16 protein-coding genes are annotated in these 15,969 nt (G+C 71.5%); 6 read left to right on the top strand and 10 right to left on the bottom strand.

What is annotated here, in order from left to right:
* Position 1 precedes the first annotated feature (1 nt).
* Complete coding sequence (locus tag IZR01_RS18330) at positions 2-1,015, top strand: LysR family transcriptional regulator (RefSeq protein ID WP_194924520.1); 1,014 nt, start codon at positions 2-4, stop codon at positions 1,013-1,015.
* On the opposite strand, the gene IZR01_RS18325 is transcribed toward IZR01_RS18330, so the two are convergent.
* From IZR01_RS18325 to IZR01_RS18305, 5 genes are all read right to left on the bottom strand, one after another.
* The gene (locus IZR01_RS18325; RefSeq protein WP_194897736.1) at positions 993-1,766 is read right to left on the bottom strand and encodes an ABC transporter permease; all 774 of its coding nucleotides are present in this window, start codon (positions 1,764-1,766) and stop codon (positions 993-995) included. The two genes, IZR01_RS18330 and IZR01_RS18325, sit on opposite strands and share 23 nt — an antisense overlap.
* Entirely contained in the window at positions 1,763-2,719 is a 957-nt protein-coding gene (locus IZR01_RS18320) for an ABC transporter ATP-binding protein (RefSeq protein ID WP_194924519.1), read from the bottom strand. The genes IZR01_RS18325 and IZR01_RS18320 overlap by 4 nt, the downstream gene beginning before the upstream one ends.
* Complete coding sequence (locus IZR01_RS18315) at positions 2,716-2,970, bottom strand: type II toxin-antitoxin system antitoxin (RefSeq protein ID WP_194897738.1); 255 nt, start codon at positions 2,968-2,970, stop codon at positions 2,716-2,718. The genes IZR01_RS18320 and IZR01_RS18315 overlap by 4 nt, the downstream gene beginning before the upstream one ends.
* 18 nt (positions 2,971-2,988) lie before the next feature.
* Positions 2,989-3,906 carry an SPFH domain-containing protein gene (locus tag IZR01_RS18310; protein ID WP_194897739.1) on the bottom strand — a complete coding sequence of 306 codons (918 nt, stop codon included), beginning with the start codon at positions 3,904-3,906 and terminating at the stop codon, positions 2,989-2,991.
* Between the two features lie 150 nt (positions 3,907-4,056).
* Positions 4,057-4,473, bottom strand: coding sequence for a hypothetical protein (locus IZR01_RS18305; RefSeq protein ID WP_194924518.1), 417 nt, complete (start codon positions 4,471-4,473; stop codon positions 4,057-4,059).
* A gap of 118 nt (positions 4,474-4,591) precedes the next feature.
* Between IZR01_RS18305 and IZR01_RS18300 the strand changes: the two genes are divergently transcribed.
* Positions 4,592-5,860: a flavin-dependent oxidoreductase gene (locus IZR01_RS18300; RefSeq protein WP_194924517.1), complete on the top strand. Its 1,269-nt coding sequence runs from the start codon at positions 4,592-4,594 to the stop codon at positions 5,858-5,860.
* A gap of 128 nt (positions 5,861-5,988) precedes the next feature.
* Positions 5,989-7,797, top strand: a complete 1,809-nt coding sequence (locus tag IZR01_RS18295; RefSeq protein WP_194924516.1) for a serine/threonine-protein kinase — start codon at positions 5,989-5,991, stop codon at positions 7,795-7,797.
* 66 nt (positions 7,798-7,863) lie between these two features.
* On the opposite strand, the gene IZR01_RS18290 is transcribed toward IZR01_RS18295, so the two are convergent.
* Positions 7,864-9,150: an MFS transporter gene (locus IZR01_RS18290; RefSeq protein ID WP_194897750.1), complete on the bottom strand. Its 1,287-nt coding sequence runs from the start codon at positions 9,148-9,150 to the stop codon at positions 7,864-7,866.
* A 221-nt stretch (positions 9,151-9,371) separates the two neighbouring features.
* Positions 9,372-9,881, bottom strand: coding sequence for a MarR family winged helix-turn-helix transcriptional regulator (locus tag IZR01_RS18285; RefSeq protein WP_194897743.1), 510 nt, complete (start codon positions 9,879-9,881; stop codon positions 9,372-9,374).
* 177 nt (positions 9,882-10,058) lie between these two features.
* Here IZR01_RS18285 and IZR01_RS18280 point away from each other — a divergent pair, with 177 nt between their 5' ends.
* On the top strand, positions 10,059-11,723 hold the full coding sequence (locus tag IZR01_RS18280) for a DUF8823 domain-containing protein (protein ID WP_194897744.1): 1,665 nt from the start codon (positions 10,059-10,061) through the stop codon (positions 11,721-11,723).
* 93 nt (positions 11,724-11,816) lie between these two features.
* On the opposite strand, the gene IZR01_RS18275 is transcribed toward IZR01_RS18280, so the two are convergent.
* Together IZR01_RS18275 and IZR01_RS18270 are read right to left on the bottom strand one after the other, a co-directional pair.
* On the bottom strand, positions 11,817-12,398 hold the full coding sequence (locus tag IZR01_RS18275; protein ID WP_194897745.1) for a hypothetical protein: 582 nt from the start codon (positions 12,396-12,398) through the stop codon (positions 11,817-11,819).
* 10 nt (positions 12,399-12,408) lie between these two features.
* Entirely contained in the window at positions 12,409-12,981 is a 573-nt protein-coding gene (locus IZR01_RS18270) for a TetR/AcrR family transcriptional regulator (protein ID WP_228555586.1), read from the bottom strand.
* Between the two features lie 85 nt (positions 12,982-13,066).
* On the opposite strand from IZR01_RS18270, the gene IZR01_RS18265 reads away from it, so the two are divergent.
* Complete coding sequence (locus IZR01_RS18265; protein ID WP_194897747.1) at positions 13,067-13,747, top strand: O-methyltransferase; 681 nt, start codon at positions 13,067-13,069, stop codon at positions 13,745-13,747.
* Between the two features lie 90 nt (positions 13,748-13,837).
* On the opposite strand, the gene IZR01_RS18260 is transcribed toward IZR01_RS18265, so the two are convergent.
* Positions 13,838-14,710 carry a helix-turn-helix domain-containing protein gene (locus IZR01_RS18260; protein ID WP_194924515.1) on the bottom strand — a complete coding sequence of 291 codons (873 nt, stop codon included), beginning with the start codon at positions 14,708-14,710 and terminating at the stop codon, positions 13,838-13,840.
* A gap of 63 nt (positions 14,711-14,773) precedes the next feature.
* On the opposite strand from IZR01_RS18260, the gene IZR01_RS18255 reads away from it, so the two are divergent.
* Positions 14,774-15,598, top strand: coding sequence for an SDR family oxidoreductase (locus IZR01_RS18255; RefSeq protein WP_194924514.1), 825 nt, complete (start codon positions 14,774-14,776; stop codon positions 15,596-15,598).
* Positions 15,599-15,969: the final 371 nt, after the last annotated feature.

The following is a 15,969-nucleotide window of genomic DNA, read 5'->3' as shown; positions in this document are numbered from 1 at the left end:
CATGGAGCTCAGGCAGCTGGAGCAGTTCGTGGCGGTCGCCGAAGAGCGGCACTTCACCAGGGCCGCGGCGCGCGTCCACGTCGGCCAGTCCGGGCTGAGCGCCGCCATCGCCGCGCTGGAACACGAGCTCGGCGACGCGCTGTTCGTGCGCGACAACCGCCGGGTGACGCTGACCGCGGCCGGACAGGCGCTGTTGCCCGCGGCCCGGCGCGCGCTGGCCGCGGTCCAGGACGGCCGGGACGCGGTGGCCGGGGTGCGGGGGGTGCTGCACGGCCGGCTGCACGTCGGCGCGATCCAGACCTTCGGCGTGGTGGATCTGCCGGCCGCGCTGGCCGGGTTCCGGCGCCGTCATCCGGCGGTGACCGTCCGGCTCACGCACGACGCGGCCGGTGCCCTGGCGCGCGCCGTCGCCGAGGCCGAGTTGGACATCGCCTTCGTCGACGGGCCGGTCGACTCCCGGCTGACCCGGGTCCGGCTGGGGCGCGATCGGCTGGTCTTGGCCGTCCCGGCGGGGGATCCGCTGGCCGGCGCCGCCGAGATCGGCTTGGGCGATCCGGTGTTGGCCGACCACGACTTCGTCGCCTACCGGCTCGATTCCGGGATGGAGGCGCAGATCGCCGTCGCCTGCGCCGACTCCGGCCTGGCCCGGCGGATCGTCGCCGAGGTGGTCAACCTCCAGTACCTGGTGGAGTTCGTGCGGCACGGCGCGGGGGCGGCGATCCTGCCGCCGGGAGCGATCCCCGCCGGATCGTCGGGGATCAAAGCCATCCCGATCACGCCGCCGATCCATCGGGACCTGTGCGCGGTCGTGCCCGGCCGCCGACCGCCGACCGGGCTCGCGCAGGCGCTGCTCGATGCGCTCCTTGAGACCCGCCAGGGCGACCCCGGCGACTCCGGCGACCCCAGCGGCCCTGGCGACCTCGGTGATCCCGGCGATCCCGGCGACCCGCGCCAGGACAACCCCGGCGACCCCCGCCGAGACGACCCCCGCCCTACTTCGCCCGCCGGGCCGTGATCAGCCGTTCCCGATCGAACATCGGCGCGATCAGCCGGTAGGCCAGCACGTCGAGCAGCAGCAGTCCCACCGCGAACAGCACCGCGACCCGGAACGACGGCGTGATCACGTTGAACGCCATCAGCGCCGTGATCGCCAGCGGCGGCAGGCTGGCCAGCGTCCCCAACTGCTGCGCCACCCGGACGTCGTTGGCCCGCACCGACACCGCCAGCCCGGCCCAGATCGCCCAGCCGGCCAGCAGCGGGATGAACAGCACCTGGGCCAGGATCCGCGGCCCCTCCAGGGTGACGTCGGCGACCTGCTGGTGCGCGAACAGCTTCACCATCAGCAGGAAGATGCCGAGCATCGTGTAGGCGATCGTCACCGCCGGGATCAGCGCGGCCAGGGCCTTGCCGATGAGCAGTTCCTCGCTGCGGACCGGGGTGGTCAGCACCGGCTCCAGGGTGCCCTGCTCGCGCTCGTTGACGATCGACGTGGCCGCGATCGTGGCCGGCAGGATGACCGGGACCAGGAGCAGGAACAGCATCGTGGAGCCGACCCGGGCGTCCAGCGCGGTGTGCGAGACGTTGGTCGGCGCGGTGAAGATGTTGATGATCGGGTTGGCCAGGAAGAGGATCGGCAGGACCGTCATCGTTCCCAGCACGAACCGGTTGCGGCGGTAGTCCGTCACCTCTTTGCGGACCACGGCCCGCACCCGGGTGCTGTCGATGCGGCCGGACCGCACCGCCTGGATCGCTCTGATCGCACTCATCGCTGGTTCGCCTCCACGTCCTCGTTGACCAGCTCCAGATAGACGTCTTCCAGCGAGTGCCGGGACTCCCCGACCGACAGTACGTCGGCCTCGGCGTGAACCAGGGCCCTGACGACCTCCGGGGCGGCCACGGCCGGATCGCTGACAGCCAGGCGGTAGCCGCCGGCCGGGTCCGGCTCCCAGCCCTCGACGCCGGGCAGCCCGGTGAACACCCGGGCCGGATCGGCCAGCGGGGTCGCGGTGGTCACGACCAGGCCCCGGTTGAACAGCTGCTCGCGCAGTTCCGAGGGCCGCCCGATGGTGCGCAGCGTGGTGTTCAAGATGGCCACGCGGTCGCACAGCGCCTCGGCCTCGGCCAGCCGGTGCGTGGTGAAGAAGATCGTGACGCCGCGGTCCCGCAGGCCGGTGATCAGGTCGTGCACCCCGCGTGCGGCGACCGGGTCCAGGCCGGAGGTGGGCTCGTCCAGGAACAGGATCTCCGGGTCGTTGAGCAGGGTCCGGGCCAGGCCGACGCGCTGGCGCAGGCCCTTGGACAGGCTGCTGCAGATGTCCTGCGCGCGGTCGGTCAGGTTGACGGCGTCCAGCGCCTTCTTGATCCGCTGCTCGCCGTCGGACAGATGGTAGAGCCCGACGAAGTACTTCAGGTTCTCGGTGACCGACAGCCGGCCGTACAGGCCCGGCGCCTCGGTCATGATCGCGATGCGCTTGCGGATCTCGACGGCGTTGTCGGCGGTCAACGCCAGCCCGGCCACGGTCGCCTTGCCGGACGTCGGCGTGATCAGCGTGCCGAGGCTGCGGACCGTGGTGGTCTTGCCGGCGCCGTTCGGGCCCAGGAAGCCGAAGACCTCGCCGCGGCCGACGCTGAAGCTGACGTCGGAGTAGGCGGTGCGGGAGCCGAAGGTTTTGGTGAGCTTGTCGACGACGAGTACGGGGTCGTCCATCGTGGCGGTCATCGCCCCTCCTCGGGGTCGTTCATGTCATTCGAGTCATTCGAACCGGGCTCGTCCTCGGCCGGTTTCGGCGGGCGTCCGCGCCGGGGCATCTTCCCGACGTTCGACGGCAGCCGGCCGGCCTGGGACAGGGCCTGGCGCAACACGTACTCGATCTGGGCGGTCGTGCTGCGCAGCTCGTCCCCGGCCCAGCGGGCCAAAGCGTCGTGGACGGCCGGGTCCAGGCGCAACAGGATCTGCTTGCGGTCGGCCATGGGCGGACGGGCGCCTTCCTAGTGGTAGAGCGAGCCGGTGTTGACCACCGGCTGCGTGGCCTGCTCGCTGCACAGCACGACGAGCAGGTTGCTGACCATCGTGGCTTTGCGCTCTTCGTCGAGCTCGACGATGTTCTCCTCGCCGAGCGATTCCAACGCCCCGCGCACCATCCCGACCGCGCCCTGCACCATCCGCTGCCGGGCCGCCACGATCGCCTCGGCCTGCTGCCGGCGCAGCATGACCTGGGCGATCTCCGGGGCGTAGGACAGCCGGGTGATCCGGGACTCGACGACCTCGATCCCGGCCAGCGCCACCCGGGCCGCGATCTCCCGCGACATCTGCGAGGTGATCTCCTCGGCGTGCTCGCGCAGTGAGATCTGGCCCTCGCCGCGGGCGTCGTAGGGGTAGCTGGTCGCGGTGTGCCGGACCGCGGTCTCGGCCTGGATGCCGACGAACTGCACGAAGTCGTCGACGGCGTAGACGGCCTCGGCGGTGTCCCGCACCTGCCAGACCACGACCGCGGCGATCTCCACCGGGTTGCCGTCGGCGTCGTTGACCTTCAGCGTGGCCGTCTCGTGGTTGCGGACCCGGGTGGAGACCTGGCGGCGGGTGGTCATCGGGTTGACCCAGCGCAGGCCGGTGGTGCGGACCGTGCCGTCGTAGCGGCCGAACAGCGCGATGACCCGGGCCCGGCCCGGGGCGACCGGGGTGAGCCCGAGCAGCAGGATCACGGCGGCGATGATCAGGACGGCGTGCACCGCCGGGGCGGCGCCGCGCACCGCGATGGTGACGACGATCGCGGCGACGGCCAGGACCAGCGGGGCCCAGCCGGGGATGTTCCAGGCGGGGCGCTCCGTCAGGGCCGGTGGCGCAGCCGGTGCCAGCGCGCCGGACGGTTGCGGAGCGGGGAGCTGTGGAGCGGGGTTGGTGGACATGGGGACGACTCCTTGGACCCGTGGCCTAGGTGCTGCTGGATGCTCTCGCGGGAGCTGGTGCTCTCGAAGAAAACTCTAGCAAAGTGATATCACTTTTACAGCGAAGCAAGTGCTTCGGGGGCGACGCGCGCCGAGTGGTGGTTCGGTGGTTCAGGCCAGAGCGTCCAGGCCGCGGGCCAGCAGTGCGGGTCCGGTGATGTGGGCGAGGTGGCCCTGACCTGGCAGAACCTGGATCTGGGGCCTTGTCGGGCGTTGCGGTGTCAGGGGTTGCCGTGTCAGGCGTTGCAGTACGTGTTCGAACGACGTGCCATAGGGTTCCGTGCCCTGGTTGGTCTCCCCGATGATCAAGTCGATCCGCTCGGCCTGGCGGGCGAGCGTGTCGGGCGGCGGGGACGCGTTGAGCGCCGCCAGTTCCGTGTAGAGCGGTTCACTGAGGCGGCGCAGCGTCGACCAGCCCTGCCGGTCCGTGCGCAGTGCTTGAACGTGGCAGCTGCCCGCCGCCACGTCCGCGAGCACGCTCGCCGGGCTCGTCCAGGCCGTCTGGCACGGTTTGTCGGTCCAGTCCAACCTCGGAGCCACGCGGGGGGAACTGCTGGCGGGCGCGCGGCTGGCCATCGATCGTTTCGCGCCCGGCGCGGCGTCGTGAGCGGTATACCGGTGCTGATCGTTCTATCGAGGGAGCACTGTGAAGATACTGATCGTCGGCGCCGGGATCGGCGGGCTCACCACGGCTTTGAGCCTGCACGCCGCGGGACTCGGGGCCGGGGTCCAGGTCGTCGATGCCGCCGCCGAACTGCTGCCGCTCGGGGTGGGAATCAATCTGCTGCCACACGCCACCCGCGAGCTGACCGAGCTCGGGCTCGGGCCGGAACTGGAGCCGATGGCGGTGCCGGCCGCCGAGGTCGTCATCATGGACGTGTTCGGGAACCGGATCTGGTCCGAGCCGCGCGGGGTGGCGGCCGGGTACAAGTGGCCGCAGTATTCGGTGCACCGGGGCGAGTTGCAGGCGATGTTGCTGCGCGTGGTGCGGGAGCGGCTGGGGCCTGACAGCGTTCTGACGTCTAGGGCGTTCGTCGACCTGTCACAGGACGCTGATGGGGTGGTGAGCCGGCTGAGCGGCCGGGAGGGTCAGGATCTGGGGAGCGTCGCGTCGGACGTCGTCATCGGCGCCGACGGCCTGCGCTCGGCGGTGCGGGCGCAGCTGCACCCGGACGAGGGACCGGCGCGGTGGAGCGGCATCACGATGTGGCGCGGGTGCCTCGAGGGCGATCCGTTCCTGACCGGCCGGACGATGATGTGGGCCGGGACCAACCGGGCCGCCAAGTTCGTGGTGTATCCGGTGTCCCCGCCGCGCGGCGAGCATGGAAGGGTACTGATCAACTGGGTCGCCGAGGTCCGGGTCGACGCCGAGGACGTGCGGCCGCCGGACTGGAACCGCGCCGGCGAGCTGGCCGACGTCCTGCCGCACTATAAGGGCTGGAACATGGCCGGTGTGGACGTGTGCGAGCTGATGGCCGCCAGCCCGCGGATCCTGGAGTACCCGATGGTCGACCGGGACCCGCTGCCGTCCTGGGGCCGGGGCCGGGTCACGCTGCTCGGGGACGCCGCGCACCCGATGTATCCGATCGGGTCCAACGGCGGCTCGCAGGCGATCCTGGACGCCCGCCACCTGGCGTACCTGCTCGCCCAGCACCGGGACGACCCGGTCGCCGGGCTGGCCGCGTACGAGGCGCTACGGCGGCCGGCGACGGCGGACATCGTGCGGGCCAACCGCTCGTTCCCGATGGACCGGATCCTGAACCTGGTCGCCGATCGGGCCCCGCGGGGGTTCGACGCGATCGAGGATGTGCTGAGCGCGGCGGAGCTGGTGGAGATCGGCGAGGCGTTCGGGAGTACGACGGGGACTGATGCTGAGCGGCTGAACGCGCGGGCGTCGTTGTCGGTGGGCGGCTGATCGGGACTTCGCGCTGTGCCGACTCAAGCCAGACCGGTGACATGACCTGCGAACAGGTGAACAATGTAGGCCGCTGATAAGGCGGGGGCCGCCCTGCGGCGTGTCTAGGCGAGGCCCGGAGGTGGGGTGTGGAGCACCCGGATCAGGAGTTCGAGCCGGCTGCGCAGGACCGCGCCGATCCGTGGGCCGTGGTGCGTCCCCTGGGGCGCGGCGATCCGGATCGGCTCGGGCCGTATCCGCTGGTCGGGGTGCTGGGCGCCGGGTGGTCCGGGCGGGTGTACCTGGCGCGGGACGGGCAGGGGCGGCCGCTGGCGGTCAAGGCGATTCGGCCGCAGTATGCTGATTCGCCGGTGTTCCGGGCCCGGTTCCGGCGGGAGCTGGAGGTGGTCCGGCGGGTGCGCTCCCAGCGCGGGGCGCCGATCATCGACGCCGATCCGGACGACGAGCAGCCGTGGCTGGCGATGGCCTGCATCCCCGGACCCACCCTGGACCAGGCGCTGGACCTGCACGGGCCGCTGCCGCAGACCTGCATCCGGCTGCTGGCCGCGCACCTGGCCGAGGCGCTGGCCGACCTGCACGACGCCGGGATCGTGCACCGCGACCTCAAACCGGGCAACGTGCTGCTGGACGCCGACGGGCCCAAGCTCATCGATTTCGGAGTCGCGCACATCGCCGCCGCGACCCGGCTGACCGCCACCGGAGCCGCGGTGGGCACCCCGGCGTTCATCGCGCCGGAGCAGATCACCGGGGCCGAGGTCACCGCCGCCACCGACGTGTTCGCGCTCGGCGCGCTGCTGGTCTACGCCGCCACCGGCACGCCGCCGTTCGGCGACGAGGCCGCGCAGGTGCTCTACGCGCGGGTGGTGAACAACGAGCCGGATCTGTCGGGCCTGGGCGAGCTCAGCGACGGACTCAGAGAGCTGATAGCGGCGTGCTTGAGGAAGAACCCTGAGGATCGCCCGGACGCGCGGGCCGTCGTCGCCGCGTGTGCTCCGTCGGCGGGAGCGCCGTGGTACTTCGACGGGGAGGCGCCGTGGCTGCCGCCGGAGGTGGCCGACCTGGTCCTGGCGCGGCGCGCGGCGGTGGACGCGGTGCTGCCCGGGCCGCCGATGCGGGTGGTCACCGGGGGCGAAGCCGCTCCGGTGCCGCGTGGCCGGTTCGCGAGCGTGCGCCGGCCGGCGGTGGCCATCCCGGTCGCGGTGGCGGTGGCTCTGATCGCGGCGCTGGTGGTGTGGGGGACCGGGAGTAGCCGGGGAACGGTGCGGGCCGGGGCTCCCGCTGCCGTGGGGACGAGTGCCGGGACTCGGGGTGGCGCGGGGATCCCGCCGGCCGGATCCGGTGTGACGTCTGGCGATTCGGCCGGCAGCGCTCCCGCTGCCGTGGCCGGGCCCGGCTCGGCGGACACGAGCCTGGCAGCGACGAGCGCTGCTTCCGGTGGCGCGGTCGGCGGTGGGCCGACGAGTCCGGGCGGCAGCCAGAGCGCTCCGGCGCCGAGCGGGTCGTCGTCGATGCCCGCGGTGGGCGGCGGCGGACACAGCTCTGTCGCCACGCATCCGCCGTCCAGCGCCCCGGCGCCGCCGGTGACCTCGACCACCGCCGCGCCGCCACAACCCGCGCCGTGGACCTGCCCCCAGCACTACTTCTGTTGGTGGAGCCAGCCCGGTATGCCGGGCCGAGACACCGGCGGCTGCGTGGACGCCTCGCTGCAACACGGCGAATGGTTCTGTACACGTGGCTTCCAGGGGATGTCGCCACCGATCCTGTCCTATACCAACGCCACGCCGTACCGGGTGTGGCTCCAGACGAACGACAGCCACACCAGCCCCGGTACGGAGTTGTGTATCAGCCCGGGCAGCAGCGTCGCCGATCTGAGCGGGAATCCGAACACGAACGATCACTGGGTCTGGATGTCGAATAATACGGCGCCCTGTTCCTGACGGCCCGGAGAGGTTCTGCCTGACGCCTGACGCTTGCTGGCTGCTGGCTGCTGGCTGACGGCTGACTCAAGCCACGCCGACCGGGTGCACTTGCCCTGGTTCCAGCTCCGGTCCCGGTTCCGGATCGGCCACCGGTCGCGTGAACTCCCGCAGCTGCGGCGTCTTCACCACGATCAGCGCGAGCGCGGCCAGGCACAGCACGCCACCGCTCACCAGCGCCACGCTGCCGGACGTCGCGGCGGCGGTCAGGCCGGCCCGCAGGTTGCCCAGCTCCGGCCCGGCCTGCCCGGCGATCTGCTCGGCGGCGGCGACCCGGCCCAGCATCTCGTTGGGCGTGTTCAACTGCACGACCGTGCTGCGCGACACCACCGCGAGGGTGTCCGCGGCCCCGGCGACCGCCAGGCAGCCCAGGCCCAGCCAGGCGTTCGGGACCAGGCCGAGCAGCAGCAGCGAGGCGCCCCAGATCGAGGAGCCGAGCAGCATGACGGCGCCGGGGCGGGGGAGCCGGGTGAAGGCGCCGGAGAAGACCGAGGCGGTGACCCCGCCGACCGCGATCGCGGCCAGGAACAGGCCCAGGGTGCGCGGGTTGCCGCCGAAGCGCTCGGCGTTGATCAGCGGGAACAGGCTGATCGGCATCGTCAGCACGGTGGTGGCCAGGTCGGTGAGCAGCGCCCCGCGCACCGGCGCGGTGTGCATCAGATAGCTGAGCCCGTCGGCCACGGCCCGTAGCCCGGCCCGCGGCGCCTGCTCCGTCCGCATCACCATGCGCGGCAGCCGATACGCGCCATAGAGGGCGGCCGCGAACGACAAGGCGTCGATCGAATAGCACCCGCCGACCCCCACCCCGGCGACCACCAACCCGCCGATCGCCGGCCCGACCATCATCGACCCCTGGAACGCGATCCGGTTCAGCGCCAGCGCCGCCCCCAGGTGCTCCCGGCGCACCAGCTGCGGCAGGAACGTGCGCGACGTCGGCCCGCTGCCCGCCCCGAACAGCGACTGCCCGGCGACGACGAGCAGCACGAGCAGCACCGGGAACGTGCCGAGCAACGCCTGCGTCGCCAGCAGCGCCGAGCACACACCCTGCCCCACGGTGCACGCCAGGTAGAAGCGGCGCCGATCCAGCCGGTCGGCCAGCGCCCCGGCGAACAACCCGAACGCGATCAACGGCACCGCCTGCGCCAACCCGATCGCCCCGGTCCACGCGGCGCTGCCGGTGCTGTGCCACACCTGGAACAGCACGGCGACCGTGGTCATCTGGCCGCCGAAGCTGGAGCACACCCCGCTCAGCCAGAGGCGCCGGAAGGCTGGCGACTCGCGGAGCGGGGCGGTGTCGGCCAACATCGCGGTCATGCGGCGGGCCAGGCGCGGTGGGTGGGAGCCACGCTCGCCGCCGCCCGAGTCCTCGCCCGAGCCCGAGTCCTCGCCCGGCTCGATCGGCTCGGCTTCCGGCCCGCCGGCGCTCCGGCCCGCGCGCACGGTCTGACCCGACTCGCCCGGATGCGATCCGCGACTAGCGGCGTCCCAGGCCGAGCGCTCCCGGTCCTCGGCCTTGCCCGCCAGAGCCCGCCGCCCTATTCGCCACGCCATGCCGGGTCCTCCTTCAGCCGCTCGGTGAGCCGGTCGTGGAAGCTCTTGCGAGCCAGCGCCTGCTCCGCGTCCGCGACAGCCCGGCTCACCGGATACGGGATCTCCGCCTCCAGCTCCGCCAGCACCGCCTCGGTGGCGCGCCACTCCGCCGCCAGTCGGCCCACCAGCCGCTTGGCCTTGGCGGTCAGCGCCACGCGCTTGGTGCGGGCGTCGGGGCCCGGGGTGGTGCGGACCAGGCCGGCGGCGCGCATGGCGGCCACCTTCTGGCTCAGGGCGGAGTGGGTGCGGTTCACCGATTCGGCCAGTTCGGTGATCGTCATCGGGCCGTGCAGGTGCAGCCGCAGCAGCTCCTGTACCCAGGTCGGCTTCACGCCCTGGATCGAGGCTTCGGCGTAGACCTGCGCGATCTCGTTGTCGACGGCGACTGTCAGCAGGTGGAGCGGACGCCACAGACTGGCTCCGGTCGGGTCCTCGAAGGGCTGCTCATCGGTCATGGGGCAATCGTAACAGCACTTCTATAAGTGCTGTTGTATTTTGTGCGCCGAGCGGCGGGGGCGGCGCGCCGGCGGCTCGTGTCGGGCACCCCGATCTGCGTGTCACCACGCCGAGTAGTCAAACCATCACTATCTTGGGCACAGGGTACAAACAGTCCAGGAAGGTGGCCGTCGGCGATGGCTGTCGGAGCAGACGCGGAGTCCGTGGTGCGGCCGCCGGGCGCGCTGCGGAGCTGGACGCCGGTCTGGGCCGCGGCGCTGATGTCGGTGGTGCTGGCCGTGATCTGGGCCCGCTACCTGGCCGGGGTCGGTGGCGACCTGGCCGCGCAGTGGTCCTGGGCCGACTTCGCCGCGAAGTACCCCGGATCGGCCTACGACCTGGCCTGGTACGGCGGCATCCACCCGGCCTCCTACAGCTGGCTGGCCCCGTTCCTGATGGCCGCGATCGGGGTGCGGGCCGCCGGGGTGCTGTCCGTCATCGTCTCCGCGGTCCTGCTCGCCTACATCCTGAACCGGGCCGGCCTGCGCTGGCCGCTGCCGGTGGCGCTGTGGGGGACCTTCGCGCTGTGGTGCGACCTGGCCGCCGGCCGGGTCACCTTCGCCATCGGGCTCATGTTCGGCCTGGCCGCGGCGGTGGCCGCCGGGACCGGACGCGCCCCGCACTGGGGCCGGATCGCCGCCGCGTTCGTCCTGTCCTTCCTCGCGGTCTGCGCCAGCCCGCTGGCCGGGCTGTTCGTCGAGGTCGTCGCCGTCGCCCTGCTGCTCACCGGCCGGCGCCGGGCCGGCGTGGCGCTCGGCGTGCCGGGCCCGGTGGTGGTCCTGCTGACCGCCCTGCTGTTCCCGTTCGCCGGCGTGGACCCGGTCGAGGGCTCGACGATCGTCATCACCGCCGGCTGCGCCCTGGCCGCGGCCCTGCTGGTCCCCTCCGGCCCGGCCGCCGCCCCGGTCTGGCGCGTGGTGCGCGTCGGGGCCCTGCTCTACGCCGCCGGCGCGGGCCTGACCCTGCTGATCGACACCCCGCTGGGCAGCAACGTGGAGCGGCTGGCGCTGATCTTCGGCAGCGTGGTCTTCCTCGCCGCCCTGTGCGCCCGCGGCGACCTGCCCTGGTTCCGGCTGCCGCCCCTGCGCTACGCCGCGCTGGCCGTCGCCTTCGCCGTCGCCGGCTACTGGACGGTGACCAGCGACATCGTCGGCATCCCGACCCCCTCCTCGCAGGCGCAGGGCGCCGGCCTGGTCACCGAGCTGCGCAGCCTGGACGTGGCCGCCACCGGCCTGCGCGTGGAAGCCGTCCCGATGCTGAACCACTGGGAGTCCTGGGGCCTGGTCGGCGTCGCGGACCTGGCCCGGGGCTGGAACCGGCAGGCCGACGTGCAGCGCAACCCGCTGTTCTACCAAGCCGGGCTCACCGACGCCACCTACCACGACTGGCTCCAGAAATGGGCCGTCGGCTATGTCGCGATCCCGGTGCTGTCCGCCGATCAGCTGGACTACTCGGCGCGCGCCGAGGAACAGGTCGTCGACTCCCATCCAGCCTGGCTGCGCCAGATCTGGCAGGACTCCTCGTGGCGGCTGCTGAAGTTCACCGACGCCGTCGCCCTGGCCTCGCCGCCGGCGACCGTCGTGTACACCGACCCCGCGCACGTGGTGCTGGACGTGCCCTCGACCGCCGAACCGGTGTCGGTGCGCGTGCAGTGGTCGCCGTGGCTCCAGGTCGACGGTCCGCCCGGCGCGTGCCTGAGCAAAGACGGCGACTGGACGCTGCTGGTGGTGAAGACGCCGGGCCGCTACACGATCGACGGCGACTACCAGCTGCCTCGGGGGACGGGATGCCGGCGGTCTTGAGGGCTACCGGATCCTGAGGTGATGCGGATCCTGATTTCAGTGCCCTGTTGAGGTCTCAGCGCTCTGTTTATGTCTCAGCACTCTGCTGCGGTCTCAGTGCTCTGCTGAGGTCGTGGCCGCGGCGACAAGCCCTTCGATCAGCGGCCGCCATTCGGCCGCGCCCACGAACCAGTTGCTTCGTAGGACGACAGGAGGCTCGCCGGGCGTGACGAAGGTGAAGGTGTCGATGCGCGAGCCCGTGGGCCCGGCCGTGGGTATCAGCTTCGACTTCCGCCGGAGCACGGCGCGGTCCCAGCGCACAACGGCGATCCGGCCCCGCGAGCGCAGCGCGATCAGGCCGTCGTCGAAGACGAGCAGGCGCCATTCGCCCAGGCCGCGCATGCCGCGTATCGCGAGGAAGAGGTAGTACCCGAACAGCGCGACGGCCGGGATGTCCAGCAGTGGACTCAGCCGCCCCAACGCGATCGACAGCGGAATCAGCGCCAGCGTGACCGGGATGTTGGCGATGGCGAACGCCACATACCCGGCCGTCGGTATCGGCTGCCGCCGGAAGTCCCCGCGCAAAGCCCCCAGGCGCTCCCGGGCCGCCACGGCGAAGACGGCGTCCGGAATCGCAGGTCCTGGGATCGCGGGTCCCGGGATCGCAGGTCCCGTCGGTCCCTCCGGCACTGCCATCAGCCGCTCCTCACCTCTTGACGAAGTGCTCGACCACTTCGCCGATGAACGCGTCGTCCACCGGGTCGCCGGTCATCAGGACCCGGTGATAGACCGGTCCGACCAGCATGTCCACGGCGGCCGGGATGTCCAGGTCCTTCGGGAGCTCGCCGCGGGCGATCGCCCGGTCCAGCGGAGCCCGGTCGCGCTGCCGTTGCTCGTCGAGGTAGTGGGTCCGCAGGGTCTCGGCGAACACGGCGTCGTGCTGGGCGTGGCCGATCAGGGCCCGGAACACGGCGCCGGCGTCGTTGCCGGTCAGGAAGTCGGCCAGCTGGCGCAGATAGGCGCGCAGGTCCTCGGCGAGGGTTCCGTGCTCCTGCGAGGCCAGGTCCCGGGCGGCGTCCTCCAGGAACGTGTCGAGCAGGATGTCCGTCTTGGAGCCCCACCAGCGGTAGATCGTCTGCTTGGCGACGCCGGCCGCCGCGGCGATCCCCTCGATGGTCACGCCCGCGAAGCCCTTCTCCACCAGCAGGTCGTCGGCGGCGCGGAGCACCGCCCGCCGGGCCTCCTCGCTGCGGCCGTGGCGGTTGCCGTGGTGTGCCAAGGTGCCCACCTCCTCGAAGTACGGGGGGCCAGGATAGGGCTGGATGCAATAGACAAGACGCAACGGTGCGTCTAGTGTAGCTGTCATGAGCTCCTCTAGCACCCTGCGCGACCCGCGCGTCGCCCAAGCCCTGGACCGCATGTTCACCCGCGCGCAGCAAGACGACGCCGCCTACCAGCGGGCCCTGGGCCGGCAGCCCGAGGGCTTCGACGACACCGACTCCCAGCAGCGCGCGGACGCCTGGTCGGAGATCTACATGCCGATCTCCGCCGACGCCGGCCGCCTGCTCTACACGCTCATCCGGGCCGTGCGGCCGAAGACCGTGGTCGAGTTCGGCATGTCCTACGGCATCTCCACGCTGCACCTGGCTGCGGCCGTCCGCGACAACGGCGTCGGACGCGTGCTGACCACCGAGATGTCGGCGGCCAAGATCGAGGCGGCCCGCCGCACCTTCGAGGAGACCGGGCTGCGGGACGTCATCACCGTCCTCGAAGGCGACGCGCTCCAGACCCTCCCCGAGGCGCTGGCCGCCGACGGGGCCGGGTCGCAGGTGGACGTCGTGCTGCTTGACGGATGGAAGGATCTTTACACCCCGGTCCTGCGCGCCCTGGAACCCCGGCTGGCTCCCGGCGCCCTGGTCATCGCGGACGACATCACCTTCGAATCGGTGAAGCCCTACCTGGATTACGTGCGCGATCCGGCCAACGGGTACGAGGGGGTCACGTTCCCGGTCGAGGACGGCATGGAGATCAGCTGCCGCCTGTGACGAGGGCGGATCAGAAGTCACGCAGATCAGAAGTCATACAGATTAGAACTCATACAGATTAGAACTCATGTAGATCAGAACTCATGTAGATCAGAGTTCGTACACCAGCCGGGCGAGCGCGTCGGCGGAAGCGCTCCCCGGTGCCGCCTGGTAAACGATGATGACCAGCTGTTCGGCACCGCCGACGGTGAGCGCCTGCCGCCGCAGCGACAGCTCCCCGACGTCCGGGTGCGCGAAGCGCTTGAGCTCGTCCCGGGACGGCCGCGCGTCGTGCTTGGCCCACAGCCGGCGGAACTCCTCGCTGGTCTCCAGCTCCGCGATCAGCCGCACGGTCTGCGGATCTCGCTGATCCGCCTCGGCCCGCAACGCCGCCACCGTCTGTTCGGCGATCAGCGGCCAGTCCGGCAACAGGCGGCGTGCTTCGGGGGAGAAGAACACCTCCCGCGCCAGGTTGTGTCCGGGTTCGTACATCGAGGCCAGCGCCCGGGCCGCCTTGTTGGCGGCCAGCACGTCGAACCGCCGGTCGCGCACATACGCCGGGCTGCCGGCCCAGGCGTCGAGCAGCCGGTGCACATCCTCGCTGACGCCGGGACTGAGGTCGGGACTTAGGTCGGGACTGACGCCTGGACCGACGCCGGGACTGACGCCCGGGGACGCGGACCGCGCGGCGTCCGGCATCGGGTCGGGAGCAGGCGCGGCGAGCGAGTAGAAGTACGCGGCCGTATCGGCGTCCAACTCCAGCGCCCGGGCGAGCGCCTGGAGCACCTGCGACGACGGATGTCGGTCGACGCCCTGCTCCAACCGGGTCAGATAGGGCTCGCTGATCCCGGCCTGCCGCGCCAACTCGTCCCGCCGCAGCCCGGCGACCCGGCGCCGTCCGGACAGCGCCACCTCCCGCCCGGAAGGCGCGATCCGCGCACGTCGGGCCTTCAGGAAGTCTCCCAAGAGGTTGTCGGCGGCCATAGTGCGAGGCTAACCCTCCCGGGGTGCTGGTTGCAGATCGGCGGCCGCCGGAGGATTCAGGACATGAGTACAGATCGAAGCACGAAGACCTGGTTCATCACCGGCGCATCCCGCGGCTTCGGCCGCATCTGGGCCGAAGCAGCCCTCAAGCGCGGAGACCGCGTGGCCGCGACCGCACGCCGTCCCGAAATCCTGCAACCCCTCGTCGACGCCCACGGCGACGCCATCCTCCCGCTCGCCCTCGACGTCACCGACCGGGACGCGGCCGTCGCCACCGTCGGCCGGGCCGTGGCCACCTTCGGCCGCCTCGACGTGGTCGTCAACAACGCCGGCTACGGCCTGTTCGGCATGGTCGAGGAGACCACCGAGCAGCAGGCCCGCGCGCAGGTCGAAACCAACCTGCTCGGCCCGCTATGGGTGACGCAGGCCGCGCTGCCGTACCTGCGCGAGCAAGGCAGCGGCCACATCCTCCAGGTGTCCAGCATCGGCGGCCTCGCCGCGTTCCCGACGCTCGCCCTCTACAACGCCTCCAAGTGGGGCCTGGAGGGCATGAGCGAGGCGCTGGCCCAAGAGGTCGGCCCGCTCGGCATCCGCGTGACCATCGTCGAGCCTGGCCCCTACGGCACCGACTGGTCCACCGCCTCGGCGGTCCACACCGAGCCGATCGCCGCCTACGAGCCGATCCGCGAAGCCCGTCGCGCCAGCGCCACCGCCCGCGCGCCGCAGGACCCACGGGCGACCGCCGACGTTATTTTGGAACTGGTGGATGCTGAGGAGCCGCCGCTTCGGCTGTTCCTCGGCGCCTACCCGTATCCGATCGTCGAGGCGGCGTACCGGAAGCGGATGGAGACCTGGGAGGCTTGGCGGGAGCTGGCTACCAAGGCCTGACCGGCGACGAGGGATCGACCGCGGTCCCGGCCTACCTATGGGTTTTTGGGTTCGGGTCTTCTTTTGGGGCTGGGGTTTGCGGGCCGGGTTGCGGTTGTGTTGTGGGTTTTAAATGCTTTTTACGGCCTTCGGTCATGGTTGTGCCGGTTCGGGGTTCGGGGTGGCGGGTGTGTTTGTTGGCTGCCGGTCTTCGCGTTCACGACCCCGCCGCACCTCAGGCCTCTTCAACCCCGGCAAGTTGGAACAAGAGCCAGATCAAGAGCAAGATCAAGTGTGTCACGAACATGGATCGGAGCTGATGTGTAGGTAGTTGCTTCGTGATGTGGTGTTCCACGGGAGATGAAGGTTTTGTGGCCCTTCGGGACCGTCCT

It is taken from the genome of Catenulispora pinisilvae (assembly GCF_015356865.1).
Taxonomy (GTDB): domain Bacteria; phylum Actinomycetota; class Actinomycetes; order Streptomycetales; family Catenulisporaceae; genus Catenulispora; species Catenulispora pinisilvae.
The sequence above is the reverse complement of the archived record's forward strand: the minus strand, read 5'-3'. Positions and strand labels throughout refer to the sequence as shown.

Bases quoted from the DNA above. Each gene is read 5' to 3' on its own strand.
- IZR01_RS18320 (WP_194924519.1), bottom strand. From the start codon at position 2,719: ATGACCGCCACGATGGACGACCCCGTACTCGTCGTCGACAAGCTCACC.
- IZR01_RS18260 (WP_194924515.1), bottom strand. From the start codon at position 14,710: ATGGCCGCCGACAACCTCTTGGGAGACTTCCTGAAGGCCCGACGTGCG.
- IZR01_RS18325 (WP_194897736.1), bottom strand. From the start codon at position 1,766: ATGAGTGCGATCAGAGCGATCCAGGCGGTGCGGTCCGGCCGCATCGAC.
- IZR01_RS18265 (WP_194897747.1), top strand. From the start codon at position 13,067: ATGAGCTCCTCTAGCACCCTGCGCGACCCGCGCGTCGCCCAAGCCCTG.
- IZR01_RS18315 (WP_194897738.1), bottom strand. From the start codon at position 2,970: ATGGCCGACCGCAAGCAGATCCTGTTGCGCCTGGACCCGGCCGTCCAC.
- IZR01_RS18310 (WP_194897739.1), bottom strand. From the start codon at position 3,906: ATGTCCACCAACCCCGCTCCACAGCTCCCCGCTCCGCAACCGTCCGGC.
- IZR01_RS18290 (WP_194897750.1), bottom strand. From the start codon at position 9,150: ATGACCGCGATGTTGGCCGACACCGCCCCGCTCCGCGAGTCGCCAGCC.
- IZR01_RS18330 (WP_194924520.1), top strand. From the start codon at position 2: ATGGAGCTCAGGCAGCTGGAGCAGTTCGTGGCGGTCGCCGAAGAGCGG.
- IZR01_RS18255 (WP_194924514.1), top strand. From the start codon at position 14,774: ATGAGTACAGATCGAAGCACGAAGACCTGGTTCATCACCGGCGCATCC.
- IZR01_RS18285 (WP_194897743.1), bottom strand. From the start codon at position 9,881: ATGACCGATGAGCAGCCCTTCGAGGACCCGACCGGAGCCAGTCTGTGG.
- IZR01_RS18275 (WP_194897745.1), bottom strand. From the start codon at position 12,398: ATGGCAGTGCCGGAGGGACCGACGGGACCTGCGATCCCGGGACCCGCG.
- IZR01_RS18280 (WP_194897744.1), top strand. From the start codon at position 10,059: ATGGCTGTCGGAGCAGACGCGGAGTCCGTGGTGCGGCCGCCGGGCGCG.